Below are 22,869 nucleotides of genomic sequence, written 5' to 3'. Positions count from 1 at the left end.
CATGCTCCTGCGCATGTCCCAACGGGGGGCCGCGGCCCGCTACCACCAGCGCATCGCCACCGTGGAGCCGGTGTTCGCCTCGGTGGAGCACGACATGCGTTTCCGTCGTCTCAGCTCCCGCCACCCCTGCACCGTCCGGGCCGAAGTCCTCCTCAAACTCCTGGCCCACAACATCCGCCGGCTGCTGACACGCAGCCGGCTTTTTTGCGTCTACTTCGTGCTGGAGGCGCCTGCCTCCCTTGAGGCTCAGTAGCCAGTCAGCCTGCACCCTTATTCTGCGCAGACCTCCAGTCGGACAGGTTTCCGGCGCCCAAGTGGCCGCCGCCATCGGCCCGGTCCGCCCAATCTGTCGGACAGTCGGACAGGTTTCCGGCGCGCGGCTGGACCAGGTGGCCCTCTCGCCACGGTGCATCCAAACTTGCCGGACAGTCGGACAGGTTTCCGCTACGCGAATGGGGCGGCGGGCCCCATCGCCGGTCCTCCCAACTTGTCGGACAGTCGGACAGGTTCGTGCTGGGGACCGCTGGCGGGGAGTCCCGGCGGGGCCGGGGCATACCCGTGGGCCGTGCCGTTTCGGTGGGCTCGGACGGGCGACCGTGCCTCACTTTGGACGTGAGGCGCGGTCCGGCTACTTCACCGCGCCGGGCTGGAACAGGAACGTGCTGGTGTGCGTCTGCGCGGAGACGGCCTTCACTCGCTTGCGCAGGGCCGCGGCGACGGCGGACAGCTCCGCGGGGTGGGGGTTGGCGGACAACCCCTGGTGGTCCACCGCCGCGAGGCTCAGCGTCACCGGCACCGTGTTGCCTGCCGCGTCCTTGGCCGTGAATCCGCCGCGCCGCAGGTCCTCCGGACCGTAGAGCGGGACCTTCTCCGCGTCGAAGCGCTGGCAGAGCGTGCGCAGCACCTCCGGCGCCACCGCGTCCGGACACACGAGCACGAAGTCGTCGCCGCCCACGTGGCCCAGGTTCGAGCCTTCCGGTAACAGGTGCAGGCACTCCGACAGCACGCTCGCCGTGTAGCGGATCACCCGGTCGCCCTGGAGGAATCCGTAGCGGTCGTTGTACGCCTCGAAGTGATCCAGGTCCGCGTAGATGACCGTGAACGCACTGCCCTGGAGCGCGGCGCGGATCCACCGTTCGATCATCCGGCTGCCGGGCAAATCGGTGAGCGGATGCGCGCCCGTCGCCGCGTGCTGCTCCAGGTCCGAGGCCCGCGCGATGAGCTGCTTCATCGTCACCGTGCCCAGGAAATGGCCCTTCGCGTCCGTCACCACCACCGGGTCGTAGACGGACTCGGGCGGACGGCGCATCGCCATGCGCGCCAGCGCCGTGATGGCCGTCGCGTCCTCCACCACCATCGGCGCCTCGCGCGGCTCGTCCGGAAGCGCGGACTCCGTGCTGGCGGCGGTTCCTCCGAAGCGCGCGTAGAAGCTCCGCCGCGTCACCACCGCGTGCGGCTGCTCGTTGTCCAGCAGCACGACGTGGTCCTCGCCCGGCGTGCGGCGGAAGAGCCGATCCAGCTCCACCGCCTGCGCCGTCACCGGCGCGCACGGCGGGCGGATGATCATGCTGCCCACCGTCTCGTCATCCTCGTGCTCGCGGTGGTGCAGGGCGCGGATGGCCTCGCGGCAACGCTCCGCGAAATCCGCGCCCGGCCGCTGCGGCGAACTCACGGGCCGCGCCAGCAGGTAGCCCTGCGCGTGCCGGATGCCCAGGCGCAGCAGGACCGCCAGCTCGTTCCACGTCTCCACGCCCTCGGCGATGAGCACCGCGTCCACGCGCTGCGCGAACGCCACCAGCGACTTCACCAGGTGCTGCCGGTACGTGTGCAGGTGGATGTCCCGCACCAGCGCCTGATCCAACTTGATGAAGTCCGGCGCGCTGTGCACCAGCGTCACCAGACCCGAGTGCCCCGCGCCGAAGTCGTCCAGCGCGATGCCGAAGCCCTGCTCCGAATACCGCCGCGCGAGCATGCGCAGCTGCTCCGTGTCCTCGAACGTGCTGCGCTCGGTGATCTCCAGCACCAGCTGCTGGGGACTCAGGCCGTGCTGACGCAGCAGCTCCAGCGTGGACGCGCCGCCAAAGCGCTCGTCGCTCAACACGTCCGGACTGACGTTGAAGAAGAACGGTCCGCGCCGCTGCGCTTCCGGCAGCGTGGCGATGCGACGCACCGCCGCGGTCCAGCATGCGCGCTCCAACTCGTAGGTGAAGCCCTCCACCCGCGCGCGGTTGAACAGCTCGTTGGGGGACTCCACCGGGCCCAGGCCTCGCGACAGCACCTCGTGGCCGAGGACTTCGCCGCTGAGCAGATCGACGATGGGCTGGAAGACGGTGGCGACCCTTGGCTCGTCACCGTTCCAGAGCCAGGGCGGAGGTGGTGCGGGCTTGCTGGGGGAGGGCAGGCTCATGGCTCTCGAAATGTACCGCGCTCTGGCTCAAGCTTCAGTCCCCCCCGACCACTCGGCAGGGCCAACATCGAAAACGGACGCTTGCCACGGGCGTCCCCCAGGGCCCGGGCGGGAGGGCCCCGTCAGCCTCCCCAGGTCCTATTCCCCCTGAATCCGCTGGATTTCCGGCACCTTGGCGCCCTCGGACGCGTCCGGCCCCGGATCCACCGGGGTCACCGGGGCCACGTTCGCCGCCGCCACCTGGGTCAGCGTGACCTGGGCCGCGACCGCGTCCATCGCCTGGCCTTCCTCTCCCTGGGCGGTCGAGAGGGCTCGGAACCGGCGGGCCAGCGAGGCCAGCTCCGCCGCCTTCAGCTGGGCCTGACCGCTGCGCAGGGACAGGAGCGCCACGCGCGCACGCTCCAGCAGGGCCACCTCCGCGCGCAGCCTCGCGAGGATTCGCTCGCGCCGCTGACGCATGTCTCCCAGCCGCTCCACCTCCTCCGCCAGCGACGCCGCCGCGGCCTCCAACTGCCGGCGCGCCACCACGTCCGTGCTCGCGCGAGCGCTGCGCTCCAGGCTCTCGCGCTCCGCCTGCAACTCCGCGGCGGCGCGCTCCTCCAGCTGCGCTTCCACGCCAGCCCACTCGGACGCCAGCTCCACCGCGCCCTTGGTGATCCGCGCCAGCGTGCGGGCCAGTTCCTCGCGCGCGGGCTCGCGGGGCAGCTTCGCCAGGGACTGACCGCATTGACGGTAGAGGGACAGCGCGCGTTCGGACAGCGTGTGGAAGTCACCGGAGAGCTGGGGCAGCAGCTCCTCCGCGCGCGCCTCCACCGGATCCGCCGTCAGCCCCAGGTGCGCGGCGATGGCGCCCAGCCCCACGAAGAGCCCCACGATGCCGCCCACCACCGCCGCCGCCAGCAGCGTGGGCGTGGCCACGGACGCCAGCCGCACCGACAGGATGTTCGCCACCACGCCACCCGCCAGCGTGAGCCCCGCGCCCAGCACGGCGCCCAGGCCGTAGTGCACGAGCGTGGGACGGGCCTCCGCGACCTGTCCCTCCTCGCCCAGGTCGTTGAGGCGGGAGCGCACCAGCAGCGCGCCCGCGGCCGCGCCACTCGTGGCCACCGTCCACGCGGGCGACAGGCCCAGCCCATAGGGCAGCGCCACGAGCAGCAACCCCAGGCCACTCAAGAGGCCCCGGTCCCACCGGTCGCCTCGCGCGCACGCCAGCACCACCGCCGCGGGCACCAGCCACGTCAGCGGCATCGGCATGCCCACGCGGAAGGACAGCCACTGCACCAGCCCCGCTCCGGCGCCTGCCGCCAACGCGCGCGTGACGGTGTGCTCGAAGGCTTCGCGGTGGTGGAATTGCAACACGGCGGCATTCATCGGGACACCCCGGGAACGGCCCCCAAGGGCCGGGAATGTCTCTTCGAACGCGCGGCTCGCGAAAAGGGTCTACGCCTTCGGACGCGAAATGGGTCCCGGCTTGCCCTTCGTCACGCGGAGGTAGTCCGCCGGGGCGAGGACAATCTGCGTCCCGCGCACCCCGGCCGACACGGCGACTTCATCGAACAGCTCCAGCGTCTCATCCACGAAGACGGGGTAGTCCTTCTTGCCCCCCAGCGCGGTGACGCCGCCCCGGATGTAGCCGGTGAGCGGCTGCAATTCCTTGAGGGGGATGGTGTCCACCTTGCGGTCGCCGGACAGCCGCGCCAGGGCCTTCAAGTCCAGCTCCGCGTTGCCCGGCACCACCGCCATCAACACGCCGGTGCGGTCGCCCTTGGCCACCAGCGTCTTGAAGACCTGCTCCGCGGGCATGCCCACCTTGGCCGCCACCGTCTCCGCGGACAGGTCGTCCGGATCCACGTCGTAGTCGCGCAACGTGTACGCGATGCCGAGCGAGTCCAGGAGCCGGGCGGCGTTCGTCTTCATGGGCATTACATCCCCAGGGCCGTGGCGGCGGCCTTCACGCGCTGGAGCGCGTCCTCGGGCGAACTTCCCACCGCGGACAGGTGGCCCATCTTGCGACCCTTGCGCGCGTCCCGCTTGCCGTACAGGTGCAGCCGGACGCCGGGCAGCGCCAGCGCCTGCGCGAACCTGGGGCCGCCTTCCTGCAGCCACAGGTCGCCCAGCAGGTTCACGATGGCCGCGGGGCGCACTACTTCCACCGAGCCCAGAGGCAGGTTGCACACCGCGCGCACGGCCTGCTCGAACTGGCTCGTCAGGCACGCCACTTCCGTCGAGTGGAAGCTGTTGTGCGGCCGGGGCGCCACCTCGTTGACGAGCAGCGACCCGTCACCCAGCAGGAACATCTCCACCACCAGGAGCCCCTCCACCTTCAGCCCGGCGGTGATGTCGCGCGCCACCTGAGACGCCTGCGTCAGCACGGCCTGGGGCAGCGGACCCGGCAACAGCGACCACGCGAGGATGCGCTCCTCGTGGTGGTTGAACGCCGGCGGGTACACCGCGAGCTGCCCATCCGGCCCGCGCGCCACCAGCACGGACAGCTCCGCCTTCAGGTCCAGCGCGGCCTCCGCCACCACGGAGCGCTCGCCCAGCTCCTTCCACGCGGTGCCCGCCTCGGAGGCGGACTTCACCTCGTACTGGCCGCGCCCGTCGTAGCCACCCTCGCTGGACTTGATGAAGCACTTGCCGCCCAGCGCGGTGATGGCCGCGGCCAGCTCCGCCTCCGAGTGCGCCTCGCGCCACGGGCCCAGCGGGAAGCCGCCCTTCGCGAGCCAGGCCTTCTGCCGGCCGCGGTGCTGCACCACCTCCAGCACGGAGGCGCCGGGCCGCATGGGCGCGTGACGCGACACCGCGTTGAGCGTGGACAGCGAGACCTTCTCAATCTCCAGCGTCACCACGTCGCACTGGCGCGCCAGGTCCTCGGCCGCCGTCGTGTCGGAGAAGGACGCGGTGAGGCAGCGGTCCACCACGGAGCGGGACGGGCACGCCGAGTCCGGATCCAACGCCTGCACCTGGTAGCCCAGCGTGCGCGCCGCGAGCGCCATCATGCGCCCCAGCTGGCCGCCGCCCAGGATGCCCAGCGTTCCGCCCGGCAGCACCATGGGGCCGCTCATCCCGCCACCTCGCGCTGCGCCAGCACTTCATCCGTGCGGGCCTTGCGCCACGCGGCCAGCCGCTCGCGCACCTCCGGGTACTTCAGCGCCAGGATGGCCGCCGCGTGCAGCGCCGCGTTGGCGGCCCCCGGCTTGCCAATGGCCTGCGTGCCCACCGGGACGCCCTTGGGCATCTGTACGATGGAGAGCAACGCGTCGAAGCCGGACAGCACCGTGGTGGGCATGGGCACGCCCAGCACCGGCAGCAGCGTCTTGCTGGACACCATGCCGGGCAGGTGCGCCGCGCCGCCCGCCGCGGCGATGATGACGGACAGCCCGCGGCCTTCCGCGCTGGACGCGTACTCCATCATCCAGTCCGGCGTGCGGTGCGCGGAGACGATGCGCACCTCGTGCGGGATGCGCAGCTCGGCGAGGATGTCGATCGCCGGTTGCAGATGCTCCAGGTCGCTCTTGCCGCCCATGATGACCCCGACCCACGGGGTGCTCGCGCTCGCCGCCATGCTTGTCCGCGCCTCCAGTGCGCCCTGCTTCCAGGGGGTGAAGCCTGGAAGAACGCGGAGATAGGGCCACGCGATTCCGGAGGTCAACCGCGAAGATGTGACGTCGCGATGGCGGGCGGGCAGGGAGGCGGGCGATGCCCCCCTGCATGCCCCTCGAAGCTCCGGAGTCTCAGTACGTCGAGCCCATGCGCCCGAAGCTCTTGAGCGCCTTCACCTTGCTGTTCTTCACGGCGGCCTTCTGGGCTTCATAGGAGTCCGCGTCGTCGTATTCCTGCATCGCGCGGGTCTGCTCGGCCTGATCCGCCGCCACCGCCGCCGCGCCCGCCACCACGCCTGCCTCCTCGAAGAGGGCCTGGTTCTGGGAGAGGTAGCCCTTGGCTTCCGCCTTCTTGCCCTGGCTCATGGCCTCCGCGGCCTTCTGGAGGTTCTGCGCGCTGCGGGCCCGGGCCGCGTACACCGTGGCCTCCTTGTCCTGGCGCTGGACGACCTCCTCCAGCACGTTGGTGGCCACCGCGGCCAGCATGGACTGGTCCTCCACGTTCTTCTGCACGAGCAGGTCCGTGTACGCGACCTTCAGCCCCGCCACCTGCACGGACTGGCCCGGCGTGGTGCCCGTCACGTGCAGCCGCGCCACCACGCGCTCCGTCTGGCCCGCGGAGAAGTCCGGCAGCGCCACGCGCACGGTGTTTCCGGCCTGGTGCGCGCGGTAGCCCAGCACCTCGCCCAGCGTCGTGCCCGGGGGCAGTTCGAAGGACAGCTCCACGTTGCGCGCCACCGCGGTGGTGGCCTGCTGCAGGTCGCGCTGGAAGAGGGTGGACAGCTTGCTCGCGTCCTCCAGGAAGCCGTACGCACCGGCGCCGTACTCCGCGAAGGCCTGCATCAGGTCCTCGTTGAAGTCCGTGCCCACGCCAATGGAGCTCACCGTGATGCCGGAGGCGCGGATCTCCTTCACCACGTTCTTGAGTCCCTCCTCGTCGGACACGCCCTCGGTGGGCTGGCCGTCGCTCATCAGGATGAGGCGGTTCACCGTGGCCGTCCCGCCCATGGCGGACGCCAGCTGCGTGCGGCCCACGGACAGGCCCGCGCTGATGTTGGTGCCGCCGTCATCCCAGATGCCGTCGATGAACTGGAGCATCCGCTCGCGGTTGCCCGAGGTGGCCGGAAGGGACGGCAGGCTCTTCACGTCGCTGCCGTAGTGCACGATGGCCAGCCGGTCCTCGTCGCGCAGCAGCGTCACCAGGTGCCGCGCGGCCTGCTTCGCCTGCTGGAGCTTGTAGCCGCTCATGGACCCGGACCGGTCGATGACCACCGCCAGGTTCACCGGGCTGCGCTTCGCCCCGGGCACCTCCGCGCCGGTGAGGTCCACCGTCACGTACGTTTCCGAAGGGCCCACCGGCACGTACGGGTGCGACAGCCGGCTCGTCACCTGGAGGCTGCCCGTGGACACGCGCGGACCCGGCGGCGGGACGGGCGGGGGGGGCGTGGGCGACGTCACGACGACGTGCGGCGTGGGCGGCTGGCCGCCCCCGCGGGGCATGCCCAGCACCAGCGCGGTGAGGGCAAGGCCACCAGCCAGGGCGAGGAACAGGACCGTACGATTCATGGCAGGGCTCCAAAGGCGTTTGAAACGCGGGCCCTGCCTTTACGAACGGGGAGCGCGAAAAGGTCTAACCCTTTCGCGCGAGGCGACTGTTCAGTGGGCTGTTCAGCCCGGACTTCAGTTGCCCTGGGCCGCCGGGACGGCGCCCGCGCAGAAGTAGGGCGAGTTGTTCTCGCCGAAGGTGCGCCGGTAGAAGGACTCGTCCGCGATCTTGATGGCGTCCAGCGTGTCCTGGTCCAGGAGCAGGGGACGGCACGTCATGCGCTCCTTGAGGCCCGGCTCCACGTCATCCACGGTGCGGGTGATCTCGCAGCCCGTCGTGGTGCCCTGCACGCACTCCTTGCTGCAGTAGCCCAGGGCGAACGCCTCCGGGTTGTCGCTGCGGGGGCTCTGGTCGTCACGGACGCAGACGAGGTCCTCGCAGTCCAGCGAACCGAAGGAGATGAAGTCCTGATCCACGGCGATGTCCTTCTCCTGGATCTCCACGAACTTGCGGCCCTGCTCCTCCCGCTCCTGGTCCGTGGCCCTGCGCACCAGTTGGCACGGCTTGCCCAGCTCGGTGGTGACGTCGCAGCCTCCCAGCATCAGGGCGGCGGACAGGAAGAGCGCGGTTCGCACGAACATCTTTCAGACCTCTAGGAAGGATGGAAACAGGGCGCGCCAAGGGGGGAGGCCGACGCCCGGAACCCGGGAACGGTAGCACACCGCTTCTTCGCGCCAACCCCTGACCCGCGGGGCGTGAGCACAGTGGAATTGTGAAGCGATACGAGAGGAATACAGAGGAGGCAGGCGCATTCTGCTGGTTGATGGTTGGGAATACGGCCGATAGGATGGTGCGGCTGATGTCATGCTGCCTTCCGGTGGCAGTACGTTCCCTCCCCCCACGGAGCGCCCGGACTTGAACCGCCCCACGCTGCTGCTTGCGCTGAGCCTGATGTGGCCCGCGCTGGCCCCCGCCCAGAACCAGCAAGGCATGGGCCTCGATCTGACCGAGGACTCCCAGGCCAAGCCACCCGAAGAGAACCCCGCGCCGCCGCCGGACGAGGAAGCCCGTCCCGCGTCGCCGCCAGCCGCCACCCCGGCGAAGGACATCCCGATCGAAGCGCTGATGCCGCTCACGGACATCACCCAGGACGACCGGGTGAAGAGCGTTCAGCGCAAGGTCTATCTGAAGAAGAACCGCCTGGAGATCTCACCGTTCGTGAGCATCTCCGTGAACGACCCGTTCTATTCGAAGTTCGGCGGCTCGTTGCGCGCGGCCTGGTACCTGTCGGACACGCTGGCCGTCTCGGCGCGTGGCTCGCTCATCCAGGTCATCCCGTCGGATGACGTCCGCACGGCGAAGCGCACCTTCAACAGCAAGATCTACGGCTCCGTGCCGAACTGGTCCGCCATGGGCGACCTGGAGTGGGCGCCGCTCTACGGCAAGGTGTCCTTCCTGAACTCCATCCTCCACTTCGACGGCTACCTGCTGGGTGGCATGGGCGTGGTGAGGACGGAGACCTCCGCGCTGCCGGACCGCGGCCTCAACCCGGCGTTCGACCTGGGCCTGGGCATGCGCTTCGTCACCAAGGACTACCTGGCCGTCAACGTGGCCCTCATCAACACCTCCTACGTGGACCAGCCCCTGGGCAGCAGCAAGGGCGCCCTCCAGAACGTCATGACCCTCAACGCGGGCATCTCCATCTTCCTGCCCCTCAAGTCGACGGGGAGGGAGTCCGAATGAAGCCCGCCTTCCGTCTGCTCCTGACCCTGTGCGCGGGCGTGCCCACGCTCGCCGCCGCCGACCAGGCGCCCGCTCCGGCCGCCGCCGCTCCGGCTCCGGCCACGCCTGCTCCGGCTCCGGCGACCCCGGCCCCCAAGACGGCCGCCAACTCCAACCCGCCCGCCGGCTCGCAGGAGGAGGAGGCCGGCGACGTGTCGGAGGTGGACAAGGACGCCCTGGGGCCTCTTCGCGAGCGCATCCGGCCGGTGTCCGGCCACATGTTCCTCAAGAAGGGCCGCTTCGAGGTCAGCCCGTCCGCGTCCATCACCATCCGCGACGCGTTCTACAAGAAGTACATCTTCGGCGGCACCGTCACCTACTTCCCCACGGAGACGCTGGGCGTAGGTCTTCGCGGTGGCTACGCGCTGAACTCCGTGGCGGGCTCCGCGCAGATCTGCACCTTCACGCCGGGCGAGGACGGGGACACCCGCGGCTGCCGCGCGCCCACCAAGGGTGAGCTGGACGGGTATGCGCCCGGCCAGATGACGCTCACGGGCGGCGTGGACGTCCAGTGGGCGCCCATCTACGGCAAGCTGTCGCTGCTGGCGGAGAAGTTCGTCCACTTCGACATGTACGGCGTCGTGGGCGCGTCCGTCGTCCAGTACAAGGGGCCGGCGGAGTCGCTGACGGATGGCACGCCCGCCGCAGGCAGCAAGTCGTACCTCACGGGCGGCGGCAACGTGGGCGTCGGCCTGCGCTTCTTCTTCAACCGGTGGATGACGCTGCGCACGGAGCTGCGCGACATCATCTACGTGGAGAAGGGCCGGGATCCCACGCCCAACTACCTCCGCAACCAGATCCTGTTCGAGCTGGGCCTGTCCTTCTTCTTCCCCTCCGGTTCCTGAGACTCATGCGCACCCACCGGTTCCTCCGCCTCGCCGTCCTCGGGCTCACGCTCGCGTACACGGCCCCCACGCTGGCCCAGTCCTTCGAAGGGCTGGACCTGGCGGGCCAGTCGAAGAAGAAGAAGAAGGGGGCCTCGTCGAAGGCTTCCTCGAAGAAGAAGACGTCCGTCAAGCGTGGCAAGGGCAAGACGACCGCCCCTGCCGAGGACGCGGACGAGTCCGCCTCCGACACCAGCGCGCCCGTGGGCAACCCCGCCACGCCGCCCGCCGCGGTGACGACGACGCCGGCGCCCACGGCCACTCCGGCCGCGCCCGCCGCGAAGCCCACGCCGCCCTCGAAGCCGGCCGGGCAGGGCAGCCCCGGCCTGGGGCTGGACCTCACGGGGGACAACGACAAGCCGCCCGCGCCCACGATGTCGTTCGACGCGGTGGACGTGTCCGGCAAGACGGCGGACCGCCAGCGCCTGGACGCGGCCATCAGCCTGTTCAAGAACGACGAGTACGAGAAGGCCGCGATGGCGTCCCACGAGCTGTTGGGGGACCCCAAGCTCCAGGGCCTGCACGTCGAGGCGCGCTACGTGCTCGCCAAGTCGCTCTACCGCATGGGGCTGTACCACTCGTCGCTGGGCGAGTTCTCCAAGATCCTCGCCGCGGGCCCGTCCACGAAGTTCTTCAAGACGAGCCTGGAGTGGCTGTTCTTCATCAGCCGCAAGACGCAGAACGAGACGGTCATCCTGGATGAGATCGCCCGGTACGCGAACTACGAGTTCCCGGAGAAGTTCCGGAACGAGTTCCGCTACCTGCTGGCGCGCTACCACTTCGTGCGTGGCCGCGCCCTGGATCAGGTGGGCCAGACGGAGAACGCGGACAAGTCCTTTGAAGAAGTGAAGCGCCTGGCGCTGACCATCCCGCGCACGGACGTGTTCTACCCGCGCGCGAAGTACCTGGAGGGCCTGGCCTTCTTCCGCAACGGCACGAACCACAAGGACGCGGCGGCCAAGCGCGGCAACACGGACGTCATGGCGTCCGTGGAGGCCATGAAGGAAGTGGTGCGCCTCACCCGTCCCATGGCGGGCCGCTCCGGCGAGCAGGCGAAGCTGGACAAGTCGCTGCGCGAGCTGGCGTTCATGCAGCTGGCCCGTACGCACTACGGCATGCAGCAGAACCGCTTCTCCATCTTCTATTTGAACAAGGTGGAGCGCGGGAACACGCAGTGGCTGGAGGCGCTCTTCGAGTCCTCCTGGGCCAACTACCGCATCGGCCAGTACGAGCAGGCGCTGGGCAACCTCATCACCCTGTCGTCGCCCTTCTTCCGCGAGGAGTACTTCCCGGAGGCGCTCATCCTCAAGGCGGTCATCTATTACGAGAACTGCCGCTACCGGGAGTCCAACCTCATCCTCCAGGACTTCGAGCGCACCTACCTGCCCGTGCACGACGAGCTGGACGGGCTGGTGAAGAAGAACATGGACGCCTCCGAGTACTACACGGTGCTCGCGGACGTGCAGAAGAAGAACAAGGACGGCCTGGAGAAGAACGGCACGGACGTGCTCCTGGAGCGCATCCTGCGGCTGGCCCTCACGGATCAGGACCTGAAGAAGACCAACGACTCCATCCTGGAGCTCGAGGGTGAGATGGACCTGTTCTCCAACAAGGGCGACACGTTCAAGTACTCGGAGCTGACCAAGCAGCTGCTGGAAGAGCTCAAGGTCCAGCGCACCAGCCTCATCTCCAAGGCCGGCATCATGGCCAAGGGCAAGCTGGAGACGGAGCTGGGCGCGCTCAAGCTGCTGCTGGCCAACGGCCTGCGCATCAAGTTCGAGACGACCACCAAGGAGAAGGAGTTCCTGGAGGAGCAGCTCAAGGCGGGCGGCCGCACGGCCATCGTCAAGAAGTACAAGTACTCCGTGGCGGTGGCGGACGATCAGCTCTACTGGCCCTACGAGGGCGAGTACTGGCGTGACGAGCTGGGCACGTACCAGTACACGATGACCAAGGGCTGCATCGAGCGCGACACGGCCAACCGTCAAATCCAGTCCGCCGAGGCGATGTAGACGCCTCGCGCTGAGAGTGGGATTCTTCCCGGCCGCCGGAGCGCCCCGTACGCGCGCTCCGGCGGTCTTGTCTTTTCCAACGGTCCCTCGAAGGGACGAGGGAGTGCGAAGTTGGCTCGGGAGGCGTCGCTGCGGGTGGTGTTCGGCATCGCCGTCCTGGACCTCATCGGGTTCGGCATCCTGATTCCGCAGCTGGGCGTGTACGGCGTGCGCTTTGGCGCTTCCCCCTTCGCGGTGGGGCTGCTGGTCGCGGTGTACTCGCTGATGCAGCTGGTGGCGGCGCCCATCATGGGGCGGCTGTCGGACCGGTTCGGCCGGCGGCCGGTGCTGCTCATCTCCCAGGTGGGCTCGCTGCTGGGCTACGTGCTGTTCGCCTTCGCGCACACGCTGCCCCTCCTGTTCCTGTCCCGCGTCATCGACGGGGTGTCCGGCGGCAACGTGTCCACGGCGCAGGCGGTGGTGGCGGACATCACGAAGCCCCATGAGCGCGCGCGGGGCATGGGCATCATCGGCGCGGCGTTCGGCCTGGGCTTCGTGCTGGGGCCCGCGCTGGGCGGCGTCCTGGGGGCGTGGGGCGGCAACCTGGCCATCGGCCTGTTCGCGGCGGGGCTGTCCGCGCTGAACCTCATCAACACCTGGTTCTTCCTGCCGGAGACGCGCAGGGCGGACTCGCCGTCCGCCACGTCTCGCAACATGCGGGGCGCGGCCGCCGCGTTGACGCTGCCCGTCGTGGGCCGGTGCGTGGTGCTGGTGCTGCTCTACACGGTGGCCTTCGCGCAGATGGAGGGCACCTTCTCCGTGTACCTGCTGACGCGCTTCCTGTCCTCCGGGCCGGTGCCGCTGGAGGGCGGGTGGCTGGTTCACGCGGTGCATCCGGACGCGTCCATCCTGAAGGAGGCGAGCCTGCGCTCCGGGGCGCTCTTCGCGGTGGTGGGCGTGCTGTCCGCGCTGGTGCAGGGCGGGCTGATGCGCCGGCTGGTGGCGGCCGGGCATGGCGCATCAGGTCATGGGGCGGCAGGTGCCCCGGGGGGCAGGGGAGGGCGGGAGGCCCCGGTGGCCGTGGTGGGTTTCGGGCTGACGGCGGTGGGGTTGGCCTTGCTGCCCGTGGCGCCGTCGTACGGGTGGCTTTTCCCGGTGATGGGCCTGTTGGCGGTGGGCTCCGCGCTGGTGACGCCGTGCCTGTCCGCGCTGGTGTCCCTGCACGCCCCCATGGAGCAGCAGGGGGCGGTGCTAGGGGCCTATCAGGCGTCCGGCTCGCTGGGCCGCATCATCGGGCCCGCGCTGGGCGGCCTGCTCTTCACCCGACTGGGCCCGACAGCCCCGTACGGGACGGGCGCGGTGCTGGTGGCGCTGGGTGGACTTTTGGCACTGTCGCTGGTGACACAGGTGCGATTGTCGGGAGCAGGCGCGGAGCAAAGCTCATAGGATGGGGACCATGGTGGGCAAGCCGCAACACATCACCATCGCGTTCGACGTGATGGGGAGCGATCACGGCCCGTTGGAGGTGGTGCGAGGCGCCGCCCAGCTTTCGCTGGAGTCTCCGCACATCCACGCGCTGCTCGTGGGGGACCGGCCGGTCATCGACGAGGCCCTGGCGAGCATCAAGCACAACGGGGAGCGCATCTCCGTGCACCACGCGGGCGACTACGTGGGCATGGACGAAAAGCCCGGCGAGGCGCTGGCGCGCAAACCCGAGTCCTCCGTGGCGGTGGCCGCCCGGCTGGTGGCGGAGGGTGAGGCGCATGCGCTGGTCTCCGCGGGCAACACGGGCGCGGGCGTGCTCGCGTGCAAGCGCCACTTCCAGCTGATTCCCGGCGTGCGCCGCGCGGCCCTGGCCACGGTGTACCCCACGCGGGGCGTGCGAGGCGCGAAGCAGGACCCGTTCAGCCTCATCCTCGACGTGGGCGCCACGGTGGAGGCCACCGCGGAGGACCTGGTGGCGTTCGCCGTCATGGGCTCCGCCTACGCGCGCATCATCTCCCGCAACGAGCGGCCCAAGGTGGCGCTCCTGTCCAACGGCGTCGAGCCCCAGAAGGGCCCGCCGCGCGTGGTGGAGGCGCACCAGCGGCTGTCGCAGATGGCGGGGCTCAACTTCACGGGGAACGTGGAGGGCATCGACATTCCGCGCGGCACGGTGGACGTCATCGTCACGGACGGCTTCGTGGGCAACGTGTGCCTGAAGATGCTGGAGGGCGTGCACGACACGGTGATGGAGCTGGCCCAGTACGCCTACAAGGAGAGCCTGCGCTGGCGCGCGGGCCTGGCCATGCTGTCGTCCGGCATCGAGCGGCTGAAGGACATCACGGACTGGGAGCAGTACGGCGGCGCGCCCATCCTGGGGTTCGACCGCATCTTCATCAAGGCGCACGGCCGCTCCAAGGCGCGCGCCATCGCGAACGCGGGCAAGGTGGCAGCGAAGGCGGTGGCGAACGAGCTGGGCACCGCCATCCAGGAGGGCCTGGCGAAGTGAGCCTGCCGGACCGCATCGACCCGCCCCCCCCGCGCCGCATCTACCGGTGGGACCTGGACAAGACGTACCTCCAGACGGACTTCGAATCGCTGCGCGACCTGTTCCGCACGGCGTTCCAGAAGGCCCATGAGAAGGTCGCCATCCCGGGCGCGTCCGCACTCATCCGCGAGCTGGCGGAGCAGGGGGACTCGAGGCTGTGCATCGTGTCCGGCAGCCCCAAGCAGATGCGCGCGGTGCTGGAGGAGAAGCTCAAGCTGGACGGCATCCAGTGGGACGAGTTCGTCCTCAAGGACAACGTGGGCAACCTCCTGCGCGGGCGCTTCCGGGCCCTGCGCGGACAGGTGGGCTACAAGCTGCCCGCCATCCTGGAGAGCCGCGTCCACGCGCCGGTGGAAGCGGAGGAAGTGCTCTTCGGCGACGACGCGGAAGCCGACGCGTTCATCTATTCGCTCTACGCGGACCTCATCGCGGGCCGGGTGGACGAGCGCGTGCTGTCCCAGGTGCTGGAGGCGGGCGGGGTGTACCCGGACGACGTCGCGCGGGTGCAGGAGGCGTGGAAGAAGATTCCCATCGCGGACCCGGTGCGGCGCATCTTCATCCACCTGGACAAGCTGACGCCGCCCGCGCACTTCACGCCGTACGGCCCGCGCGTGGTGCCCATCTTCAACTACTTCCAGGCGGCGCTGGTGCTGCTGGCGGACGGCCACCTCACGGCGCCGCAGGTGCTGAAAATCGCCGTGGAGATGGTGCAGACGGCGGGGCACAACATCATCACGCTGTCGAACTCGTTCCAGGACCTGCTGAGGCGAGGACTGCCGCTGCAGCAGGCGGCCATCGCGCTGTCCCAGGCGATGGAGGGGCCCAACGCGCTGCTCAAGGCCATGCGCCCCATGCCGGACATCCTGGCCGCGTTCAGCAAGCGTCTGGCCGCGCTGGGCACGCAGCCCCCCCCACCGCGCGTGCAGGCGGTGGACTACGTGTCGCTCATCTCCCACGCGCTGCCCCGGACCCACAAGGGGCGCACCCTGAAGCCGCCCACCTGAAGCGCCCGGCCTTCGGGCCCGGCCGTCTGCCTGCCTGCTTCCCGGCCCCTCCAGCATTGAGGGCCCGTGGCGGACGGAGTCTGGCCCGGATTGGGATGTTATCCAGTGGAAGCGCCTCCCACGGGCAGCGGGCGCACGGCGGGCGAGCAGGGGGCCCCAGGTGGACCCCCAACGTCCCTGAAGAATGTCCTTAAGCGCGACCCCCATGGGTGGGAGGATGCGTGCTAGACGGCTGCCCTGCCGAGGCGAATGACGCGAGACCCGACCCATCCCCCGCCCCCTGGCGGAACGCTGCCAGCCGCGCCCGGAGACGACGCGCGCGGAGAGGCCTCCTTCGAGGCGGCAGCGGACACGGCATCCGGGTCCGCGCACGAGGTTTTTTCCATGTCTTCCCCCCTGGACCTGTCGGGCCCCGAGGAGCGCGGCGAGCGCACCGAGGCCCAGGTGCCCGCGGACTCCGCCGAGCACCCCAGCGATTTCGAAACCCCTTCCCGGGCCGCCCCGGCCCCCTCCGAGCCCCCCTTCGCCGCGGACGCGGCGGAGGACGACGGGTTCGACGACGATGACGATGACACCGAGGACGCCGGCCCGGAGGTCACCGACGAAATCCTGGCCGCCACCGAGGCCCTGAAGGCCGCGGAGGCGGAGGACGCGCAGGCCGCCGCCGAGGCGGGTGACGAAGCCGAGGAGCCCGAGGCCGTCATCCTGGAGCCGGAGCCGGAGCCCGCCGCGAACGAGCCGGAGTTGCAGGCGCCCACCACCACCCGCACGGGTGAACCCGCGGAAATCGACCCGGACGAGATGGATCCGGACGCGCTCAAGGTGGTGCTGCGGCTGCACCAGCACGGCCACCAGGCGTACCTGGTGGGTGGCTGCGTGCGCGACCTGCTGTTGGGCAAGAAGCCCAAGGACTTCGACGTGGCCACCAGCGCCCACCCGGGCGAGGTGCGCGCCATCTTCCGCAACTGCCGGCTCATCGGCAGGCGCTTCCGGTTGGCGCACGTCTACTTCAAGGGCGGGAAGATCGTGGAGGTGTCCACCTTCCGCGCGAACCCGACGGAGCTGGAGCCGGCGGCCGGCGCGGCGGCGGCGGCGGAGGAGGGGCAGAGCGGCGAGGACCTCCTCATCACCCACGACAACGTCTTCGGCACCGCGCAGCAGGACGCGCGCCGCCGCGACTTCACCATCAACGGCCTGTTCTACGACGCGGCTGAAGGCCGGGTCATCGACTACGTGCGCGGCCGGCGCGACCTGGATGAGCGCTTCATCCGGACGATTGGCGACCCGGAAATCCGCATGCGCGAGGACCCGGTGCGCATCCTGCGCGCGGTGCGCTTCGCGGCGAAGCTGGACCTGGACATCGAGTCGCGCACGTACGCGGCGATGGAAGGCGCGGTGGAGGACCTGCCGCGCTGCGCGCCCGCGCGCCTGCTGGAGGAGACGTTCCGGCTCATCCGCGGCGGCGTGTCCGCCCCGGCGCTGAAGCTGCTGGCGGCGCTGGACGCGCTGAAGATTCTGCTGCCGCCCGTGGACGAGTACCTGCGTGAGAACGGCAAGGAAGGGGAGAAGACCTTCTACGCCTTCGCGCAGGCGCTGGATAAGCGCGTGTCGGCGGGCGAGGTGCTGGACGACGCCATCCTGCTGGCGGCGTTGCTGGTGCCCATCAGCCGCGCGCACCCGCCGGTGGAGGAGTCGCAGGACGAGGGCCGCGCGTCGGTGTCGCGCGTCATCGAGGACCTGCTGGCGGGCTTCGTGGAGTCCGCGCGGCTGCCGCGCCGCATCGCCGAGCGCTGCCGCATGCTGCTCCTGATGCAGCGCACGCTGTCCGGGGAGCGCCGCCGCAAGACGGGCGCCTTCCGCCGCCACCCGCTCTTCAACGAGGCACTGGCCGTCTACGCGATGACGGTGGAGGCCACGGACGAGGGACGCGAGGCGCTGGAGGCCTGGCAGGCCGGAGAGGTGCCTCCGCCGCGCGCCGGAGCCGCTGGCGGTGCGGACGCGGAAGGCCCTCGCCGCAAGCGCCGTCGTCGCCGTCGTCGCCGTTCCGGCAACGGGAGCGGAGAGGGCGGCGGTTCGGGCGCCTCCTCCGGTTCCGACGCGGGCGAGGGGTAATTCCTTCGCGGTGGTGTCGCAGCGAAAGGGCTGGAGCGCTCAGGTGCTCCGGCCCTTGTCGTGTCCGCGAGCCCGGTGACGCGCCACCGCTTTCTCCCGCGTGACGGTGCAGCGGCAGAGCTGGGGCGCTCAGGTGCTACGGCCCCTGTCGTGTCGTAGGGGCGCTGCGGCTCGCCCAAGCGTGTCGGTGCCGCGACAGGGCTGGAGCGCTTCAGGTGCTACGGCCCCTGTCGTGTCGTAGGGGCGCTGCGGCTCGCCCAAGCGTGTCGGTGCCGCGACAGGGCTGGAGCGCTTCAGGTGCTACGGCCCCTGTCGTGTCGTAGGGGCGCTGCGGCTCGCCCAAGCGTGTCGGTGCCGCGACAGGGCTGGAGCGCTTCAGGTGCTACGGCCCCTGTCGTGTCGTAGGGGCGCTGCGGCTCGCCCAAGCGTGTCGGTGCCGCGACAGGGCTGGAGCGCTTCAGGTGCTACGGCCCCTGTCGTGTCGTAGGGGCGCTGCGGCTCGCCCAAGCGTGTCAGTGCCGCGACAGGGCTGGAGCGCTCGCGGGTGCTCCGGCGCTGGTCATGTCCGAGGGCCGCGCTACCGCTTCGGCTTGTCCACCGGCTTCTCGGAGCGGTGCTGGTCATCGTCCGACGCCTCCGCCTCCGCGATGTCCGCCATGGTGATGGCCTTGCTGCCGAAGCGCGCCGCGATGCGGTCCATCGCCTCGTTCAGCTTCGACGACTTCGGCGCGGCCGCCGGGAACAAGCCCAGCTGCGGCTCGTCCTCGTCCAACTGCACGCTCACGCCGGTGAGCCGCAGCGCCTTGCCTTCGTGCGCGCGCTCCAGCAGCTCCAGCGCCGCGCGGTAGATGACCTGCCCGTCGTCCGTGGCCTCGCGCAGCGTGACGCGGCGGGTGATGAGCGTGAAGTCCGCGAACTTCAGCTTGAGCTGCACCACGCGGCCCTTCAGCGTCGCGCGCCGCAGCCGCCGGGCCACCCTCAGGGCCTGCGCGTGCACGTGCGGCTTGAGCGCCTCCAGGCCCGTCAGGTCCTCGTCGAAGGTGTCCTCCGCGCCCACGCTCTTGGCCGCCCGGTCCGGCACCACGTCCCGCGCGTCGATGCCGTGCGACAGCTCCCACAGGTGCTTCGCGCTCGCCGCGCCGAACCGCTCCTCCAGCCAGTCCACGTCCCGCGCCGCCACGTCCCCAATGGTGACGAGCCCCGCGCGCTTCATCGCCTCTTCCGTCTTCGGCCCCACGCCCCACAGGCGCGACACCGGCAGCCCGGCGAGGAAGGCCACCGTCTCCTCCGGGCGCACCTCGCGCTGGCCGTTGGGCTTCGCCAGGTCGGAGGCGATCTTCGCCACGAACTTCGCCGTGGCGATGCCCGCGGACGCCGGCAGGTTCAGCTCGTGGGAAATCTCCTTGCGGATCCGCTTCGCGATGTCCGCCGCCGCGCCGAACAGCCCCACCGACGCGGTGACGTCCAGGAACGCCTCGTCCAGCGACAGGGGCTCGATCAGCGGCGTGTACCGCTCGAAGATGGCGAACACGTGCTCGCTGGCCTCCGCGTAGGCGGAGAAGCGCGGCTTCACCACGATGGCGTGTGGCGCCTGCTTCATCGCCCGCGCCATGGGCATGGCGCTGCGCACGCCGAAGGGGCGCACCTCGTAGGACGCGGCCACCACCACGCCGCGTTGTGCATGCCCGCCAACGATGACGGGCTTGCCCCGGAGGGACGGGTTGTCGCGCTGCTCGACGGACGCATAGAAGGCGTCCATGTCCACGTGGAGGATGGCTCGCATGACGTGAGTCACTCTAGTGGTCCCCTCTGACAGTGTGAGCCATGAAGACCCTCACCGAATACCTCTGGTTCGAGACGAAGGCCCGGCGCGAGCTGGTGCGCCTCACGGACACCGTGGCCGCCCTGCTGAAGAAGAGCGGCATCCAGGAGGGCATGGTGCTGGTGTCCGCCATGCACATCACCGCGGGCGTCTTCGTCAACGACGACGAGCCCGGCCTCCACGAGGACATCTGGGACTGGCTCCAGCACCTGGCGCCCCACGGCCCCGACTACCGCCACCACCGCACCGGCGAGGACAACGGCGACGCGCACCTGAAATCCATGCTCGTCCACCATCAGGTGCTGATTCCCGTCACCGCCGGCAAGCTCGACCTGGGCCCCTGGCAGCAGGTCTTCTACGCGGAGTTCGACGGCCAGCGCCGCAAGCGCGTCATCGTCAAGGTGATGGGCGACTAACCGGCCACGGGCCACGCCAGCCCATGGCGTCCCAGCTCCGCCACCAGGTCCGGCGGCAGCGGGCTCTCCACCTTCACGGGCTCCTTCGTCACCGGGTGCTGCACGGTGAGCGAGCGGGCGTGCAGGAAGAACCGCCCCAGCTCCGGCGCCTCGCGGCCCCCGTAGAGCGCGTCCCCCACGAGCGGCGCGCCCACCCCGGCCAGATGCGCGCGCACCTGGTGCAGCACGCCGGTGAGGATTTTGACCTCCACCAGGCTGTAGTCCCCGGACCGGGCCAGCACCCGGAAGTGGGACAGCGCCTCGCGGGCATCCTCGGCGCCGTAGGGGGCGGGCTCCACGCGGTCCGGGTGGCGCGGGTGGTGGCGCAGCGGCACCTCCACCTCGCCCTCGTCCGCCAGCGGGCCCGTCACCAGGGCGACGTAGCGCTTGTCCACCGCGCGGTTGCTGAAGGCTTCACGCACGGCGGTCCAGGCCTCGCGCGTGCGGGCCGCCGCGAGCACCCCGGACGTCTCCACGTCCAGCCGGTGGCACAGGCCCCCTTCGCGCGGGTCCTGGGACGCCTGCGCGACCTCCGGGTAGCGCGCCACCAGGGCGTTGGCCACCGTGCCTGTCTCACCGGGCTGCAGGGGGTGCGACGGGCGGCCGGCGGGCTTGTCCACGAAGAGCAGGGCCTCGTCCTCGTGCAGGACGATGAGCGGGAACTCCGTGTCGGGCACGGCCTCGCGCGAGGCCTCCTCCACGGTCACGGCGACCTTCTGGCCGGCGGTGACGAGGAGGCCCTTCTTGGCGGGGCGGCCGTCCACTCGCACCTGGCCCTCCTCGAAGAGGCGCTTCATGCGCGCGCGGGACAGGCCCAGGGCCTCGCCCGCGAACAGGTCCACCCGCTGGCCCGCCTTGTCGGCGTCCACGGTGAGGGTGTGCGTCGTCGTCGTGGTCACTCGGAGAGGGCCTCGTACACTTCCTCGGCCGTCTGGAACCGGTCGTCCGGCTCCTTGCGGATGAGGCGATGGGCCACCCGCGCCAGCTGCGGGTCGCCATGCAGGTTGAGCGCGAGCAGCGGCGGCGGTTCCGTCTCCAGCACCTGGCGCCACAGCTCGTGCGGCGTTTTCGCGTCGAACGGCGGACGCCCGCTCATCAGCTCGTACAGGATGACGCCCAGGCTGTACAGGTCCGAGCGCCCGTCCAGCGGCTCCCCGAGAATCTGCTCCGGGGCCATGTACCGGTAGGTGCCCACCAGCTTGCCGTCCGCGGTGATGCCCGCGTCGTCCGCGAGGAACTTGGCCAGGCCGAAGTCCATCAGCCGCACCTGGCGGTCGTCGTCCTCATCCTCGTCCGGACTGTCGACGCTGCCGAAATCGTCGTCCGCGGTGCGGCGGAGGGTGAGCGGGAAGCGCGAGGAGGGCGTGGGCGTGTGCAGGTCGTTGAAGCTCACGTCCAGGTAGTGGCGCAGCGTGAGCCCTTCGATGAGCTCCATGGCCAGGTACGGCTGGCCCGCGTGGACGCCGGCCTCGAAGACCTTCACCACGTTGGGGTGGGACAGGTCCGCGAGCGTCTCGAATTCGCGCGCGAGTCTCCGTGCCGCGCGGTCGTCCAGCGACGGACCACCCGTCGACAGGAGCTTCAGCGCGACCTCGTCGTTGCTGCGGCGGTCCAGGGCCCGATAGACGGTCCCGGCCCCGCCACTGCCGAGCGTTTCCAACACGCGGTAGGGACCAATGGCCTTGGGAGGCATGGGAGCGCGGATCCTACGGAGCACGTCACGTCAGGGTCAAACATGCAGACGGCGCTTGAGAGGTTGCGAACGCCTGGCCCCTGGGCTGTTTCACTTTTCCAGTGAGGCGTGGGAAGCCTCACGGACCATGCAAATCGGGAAGTATCGGCTCATCCGGAAGCTATCCGAAGGAGAGAGGGTGGAGTCCTTCCTGGCGGAAGACGCCAGGGGCCCGTGTGAGCTCCAGCGCGTCCTTCCCGGGCTCACGAGGCTCCCCGAGCTCGTGAATACGTTCCTGTCCGAGGCCGAGAATGCTTCGTGCCTGGTCCATCCGAACGTGCAGCGGGTCCTCGACTTCGGGACGGAGGATGGGAACGCATTCCGGGTGACGGAGCCCATCGATGGGCCTTCGCTGCACACACTCATCCAGGCGTTGATGGCGCAGGGGGCGCCGCTGCCGCTCGGCGTGTGCGCGGGGCTCGTGGCCCAGGCAACCAGGGGGCTGGCGTACGTGCACGCGCTGACGGATGGGGCGACGGGAATGCCGCTGGAGTGGGCGCACCGCGACGTGCGGCCCGGGACCGTCCGGGTGTCCCGTGAGGGCGTCGTGAAGGTGAGCGACTTCGGCATCGCGAAGCTGGCGGTGCACGACCTCCGCACGCGGCTGACGCCGGTGGATGCACTGGCGTACAAACCGCCGGAGCTGTTCCAGCGCCAGTCTCCGGACCTGCGCGGTGACGTGTACGGGTTGGGGATGGTGCTCTACGAACTGCTCACCGGCCTGCGTCCCTTCGTCGGGCAGGACCTCGTGGGCGCGCTCAATGCCATCCGCTCCGCTTCCTACGTGCCCGCGGTGGAGCGCCGGCCGGACCTGCCGGAGACGATGCAGCGCATCCTGGAGCGGGCGCTCGCGACGGACCCGGTGGAGCGCTACCCGGACTGCCTCGCGTTCCATGCGGACCTGGAGCGCTTCATGTCCTCCCTGGACGAACCGGTGGGGCCGGACGTGCTGGCCCGGTGGGTGGCACGGGTGACCTGAGGCGGGGGCAGGCAGACCCAGGG

Annotated in this window: 20 protein-coding genes; 10 read left to right on the top strand and 10 right to left on the bottom strand. The window is 70.3% G+C overall.

From position 1 onward, the window contains the following. Nucleotides 1-253, top strand: a 253-nt coding sequence (locus D7Y11_RS30960) for a transposase (RefSeq protein ID WP_126935470.1), incomplete at its 5' end; no start/stop codon positions are given. Between the two features lie 375 nt (nt 254-628). Here D7Y11_RS30960 and D7Y11_RS30955 read toward each other — a convergent pair. From D7Y11_RS30955 to cglC, 7 genes are all read right to left on the bottom strand, one after another. Further along, nucleotides 629-2,407, bottom strand: coding sequence for a GGDEF domain-containing protein (locus D7Y11_RS30955; protein ID WP_120581266.1), 1,779 nt, complete (start codon nt 2,405-2,407; stop codon nt 629-631). A gap of 138 nt (nt 2,408-2,545) precedes the next feature. Continuing rightward, the gene (locus tag D7Y11_RS30950; protein WP_120581267.1) at nt 2,546-3,778 is read right to left on the bottom strand and encodes a hypothetical protein; all 1,233 of its coding nucleotides are present in this window, start codon (nt 3,776-3,778) and stop codon (nt 2,546-2,548) included. 69 nt (nt 3,779-3,847) lie between these two features. Next, entirely contained in the window at nt 3,848-4,324 is a 477-nt protein-coding gene (gene ybaK, locus D7Y11_RS30945) for a Cys-tRNA(Pro) deacylase (protein WP_120581269.1), read from the bottom strand. 5 nt (nt 4,325-4,329) lie between these two features. Further along, nucleotides 4,330-5,472: a 5-(carboxyamino)imidazole ribonucleotide synthase gene (gene purK, locus D7Y11_RS30940; RefSeq protein ID WP_126935469.1), complete on the bottom strand. Its 1,143-nt coding sequence runs from the start codon at nt 5,470-5,472 to the stop codon at nt 4,330-4,332. Next, nucleotides 5,469-5,972, bottom strand: a complete 504-nt coding sequence (gene purE / locus D7Y11_RS30935; RefSeq protein ID WP_199753819.1) for a 5-(carboxyamino)imidazole ribonucleotide mutase — start codon at nt 5,970-5,972, stop codon at nt 5,469-5,471. Before purE ends, purK begins: the two co-directional genes overlap by 4 nt. A gap of 169 nt (nt 5,973-6,141) precedes the next feature. Continuing rightward, entirely contained in the window at nt 6,142-7,575 is a 1,434-nt protein-coding gene (locus tag D7Y11_RS30930; protein WP_121754513.1) for a VWA domain-containing protein, read from the bottom strand. Nucleotides 7,576-7,689: 114 nt separating this feature from the next. After that, nucleotides 7,690-8,196, bottom strand: coding sequence for an adventurous gliding motility lipoprotein CglC (gene cglC, locus D7Y11_RS30925; protein ID WP_120581360.1), 507 nt, complete (start codon nt 8,194-8,196; stop codon nt 7,690-7,692). 274 nt (nt 8,197-8,470) lie between these two features. On the opposite strand from cglC, the gene D7Y11_RS30920 reads away from it, so the two are divergent. The 7 genes from D7Y11_RS30920 to pcnB all read left to right on the top strand — a co-directional run bounded on the left by D7Y11_RS30920 (nt 8,471) and on the right by pcnB (nt 17,858). Continuing rightward, nucleotides 8,471-9,298: an outer membrane beta-barrel domain-containing protein gene (locus D7Y11_RS30920; RefSeq protein WP_120581361.1), complete on the top strand. Its 828-nt coding sequence runs from the start codon at nt 8,471-8,473 to the stop codon at nt 9,296-9,298. Then, nucleotides 9,295-10,182: an outer membrane beta-barrel domain-containing protein gene (locus D7Y11_RS30915; protein WP_120581359.1), complete on the top strand. Its 888-nt coding sequence runs from the start codon at nt 9,295-9,297 to the stop codon at nt 10,180-10,182. The genes D7Y11_RS30920 and D7Y11_RS30915 overlap by 4 nt, the downstream gene beginning before the upstream one ends. Before the next feature lie 5 nt (nt 10,183-10,187). Further along, nucleotides 10,188-12,233 carry an adventurous gliding motility protein GltC gene (gene gltC / locus D7Y11_RS30910; protein WP_120581358.1) on the top strand — a complete coding sequence of 682 codons (2,046 nt, stop codon included), beginning with the start codon at nt 10,188-10,190 and terminating at the stop codon, nt 12,231-12,233. A 111-nt stretch (nt 12,234-12,344) separates the two neighbouring features. Next, nucleotides 12,345-13,658, top strand: coding sequence for an MFS transporter (locus D7Y11_RS30905; RefSeq protein WP_126935468.1), 1,314 nt, complete (start codon nt 12,345-12,347; stop codon nt 13,656-13,658). A 10-nt stretch (nt 13,659-13,668) separates the two neighbouring features. Then, nucleotides 13,669-14,703 (top strand): phosphate acyltransferase PlsX, encoded by a 1,035-nt coding sequence (gene plsX, locus D7Y11_RS30900; protein ID WP_120581642.1) that lies wholly within the window; start codon nt 13,669-13,671, stop codon nt 14,701-14,703. Beyond that, nucleotides 14,700-15,746 carry a phosphatase domain-containing protein gene (locus D7Y11_RS30895; protein WP_120581641.1) on the top strand — a complete coding sequence of 349 codons (1,047 nt, stop codon included), beginning with the start codon at nt 14,700-14,702 and terminating at the stop codon, nt 15,744-15,746. The genes plsX and D7Y11_RS30895 overlap by 4 nt, the downstream gene beginning before the upstream one ends. A 384-nt stretch (nt 15,747-16,130) precedes the next feature. Beyond that, nucleotides 16,131-17,858 (top strand): polynucleotide adenylyltransferase PcnB, encoded by a 1,728-nt coding sequence (gene pcnB, locus D7Y11_RS30890; RefSeq protein ID WP_126935467.1) that lies wholly within the window; start codon nt 16,131-16,133, stop codon nt 17,856-17,858. A 577-nt stretch (nt 17,859-18,435) separates the two neighbouring features. On the opposite strand, the gene D7Y11_RS30885 is transcribed toward pcnB, so the two are convergent. Next, nucleotides 18,436-19,641 carry a DNA polymerase IV gene (locus tag D7Y11_RS30885; RefSeq protein ID WP_120581308.1) on the bottom strand — a complete coding sequence of 402 codons (1,206 nt, stop codon included), beginning with the start codon at nt 19,639-19,641 and terminating at the stop codon, nt 18,436-18,438. A gap of 41 nt (nt 19,642-19,682) precedes the next feature. On the opposite strand from D7Y11_RS30885, the gene D7Y11_RS30880 reads away from it, so the two are divergent. Continuing rightward, entirely contained in the window at nt 19,683-20,096 is a 414-nt protein-coding gene (locus tag D7Y11_RS30880) for a secondary thiamine-phosphate synthase enzyme YjbQ (protein ID WP_014398332.1), read from the top strand. Here the strand turns inward: D7Y11_RS30880 and D7Y11_RS30875 are convergent. Together D7Y11_RS30875 and D7Y11_RS30870 are read right to left on the bottom strand one after the other, a co-directional pair. After that, the gene (locus D7Y11_RS30875) at nt 20,093-21,034 is read right to left on the bottom strand and encodes an RluA family pseudouridine synthase (protein ID WP_126935466.1); all 942 of its coding nucleotides are present in this window, start codon (nt 21,032-21,034) and stop codon (nt 20,093-20,095) included. The two genes, D7Y11_RS30880 and D7Y11_RS30875, sit on opposite strands and share 4 nt — an antisense overlap. Beyond that, nucleotides 21,031-21,828, bottom strand: a complete 798-nt coding sequence (locus tag D7Y11_RS30870; protein ID WP_126935465.1) for a serine/threonine-protein kinase — start codon at nt 21,826-21,828, stop codon at nt 21,031-21,033. The genes D7Y11_RS30875 and D7Y11_RS30870 overlap by 4 nt, the downstream gene beginning before the upstream one ends. 262 nt (nt 21,829-22,090) lie before the next feature. On the opposite strand from D7Y11_RS30870, the gene D7Y11_RS30865 reads away from it, so the two are divergent. Next, on the top strand, nt 22,091-22,846 hold the full coding sequence (locus tag D7Y11_RS30865) for a serine/threonine-protein kinase (RefSeq protein WP_158642021.1): 756 nt from the start codon (nt 22,091-22,093) through the stop codon (nt 22,844-22,846). Nucleotides 22,847-22,869 lie beyond the last annotated feature (23 nt).

Origin of the sequence: Corallococcus sp. AB018 (genome assembly GCF_003986945.1) — a bacterium.
In the GTDB taxonomy this organism is placed as follows: Bacteria; Myxococcota; Myxococcia; order Myxococcales; family Myxococcaceae; genus Corallococcus; species Corallococcus exiguus.
This window is presented reverse-complemented; position numbering and strand designations above follow the sequence as displayed.

Coding starts and splice junctions, on each gene's coding strand:
- cglC (WP_120581360.1), bottom strand. CDS start 8,196: ATGTTCGTGCGAACCGCGCTCTTCCTGTCCGCCGCCCTGATGCTGGGA.
- purK (WP_126935469.1), bottom strand. CDS start 5,472: ATGAGCGGCCCCATGGTGCTGCCGGGCGGAACGCTGGGCATCCTGGGC.
- plsX (WP_120581642.1), top strand. CDS start 13,669: ATGGTGGGCAAGCCGCAACACATCACCATCGCGTTCGACGTGATGGGG.
- D7Y11_RS30880 (WP_014398332.1), top strand. CDS start 19,683: ATGAAGACCCTCACCGAATACCTCTGGTTCGAGACGAAGGCCCGGCGC.
- D7Y11_RS30950 (WP_120581267.1), bottom strand. CDS start 3,778: ATGAATGCCGCCGTGTTGCAATTCCACCACCGCGAAGCCTTCGAGCAC.
- ybaK (WP_120581269.1), bottom strand. CDS start 4,324: ATGAAGACGAACGCCGCCCGGCTCCTGGACTCGCTCGGCATCGCGTAC.
- D7Y11_RS30930 (WP_121754513.1), bottom strand. CDS start 7,575: ATGAATCGTACGGTCCTGTTCCTCGCCCTGGCTGGTGGCCTTGCCCTC.
- D7Y11_RS30870 (WP_126935465.1), bottom strand. CDS start 21,828: ATGCCTCCCAAGGCCATTGGTCCCTACCGCGTGTTGGAAACGCTCGGC.
- pcnB (WP_126935467.1), top strand. CDS start 16,131: ATGTCTTCCCCCCTGGACCTGTCGGGCCCCGAGGAGCGCGGCGAGCGC.
- D7Y11_RS30915 (WP_120581359.1), top strand. CDS start 9,295: ATGAAGCCCGCCTTCCGTCTGCTCCTGACCCTGTGCGCGGGCGTGCCC.
- D7Y11_RS30885 (WP_120581308.1), bottom strand. CDS start 19,641: ATGCGAGCCATCCTCCACGTGGACATGGACGCCTTCTATGCGTCCGTC.
- purE (WP_199753819.1), bottom strand. CDS start 5,972: ATGGCGGCGAGCGCGAGCACCCCGTGGGTCGGGGTCATCATGGGCGGC.
- gltC (WP_120581358.1), top strand. CDS start 10,188: ATGCGCACCCACCGGTTCCTCCGCCTCGCCGTCCTCGGGCTCACGCTC.
- D7Y11_RS30955 (WP_120581266.1), bottom strand. CDS start 2,407: ATGAGCCTGCCCTCCCCCAGCAAGCCCGCACCACCTCCGCCCTGGCTC.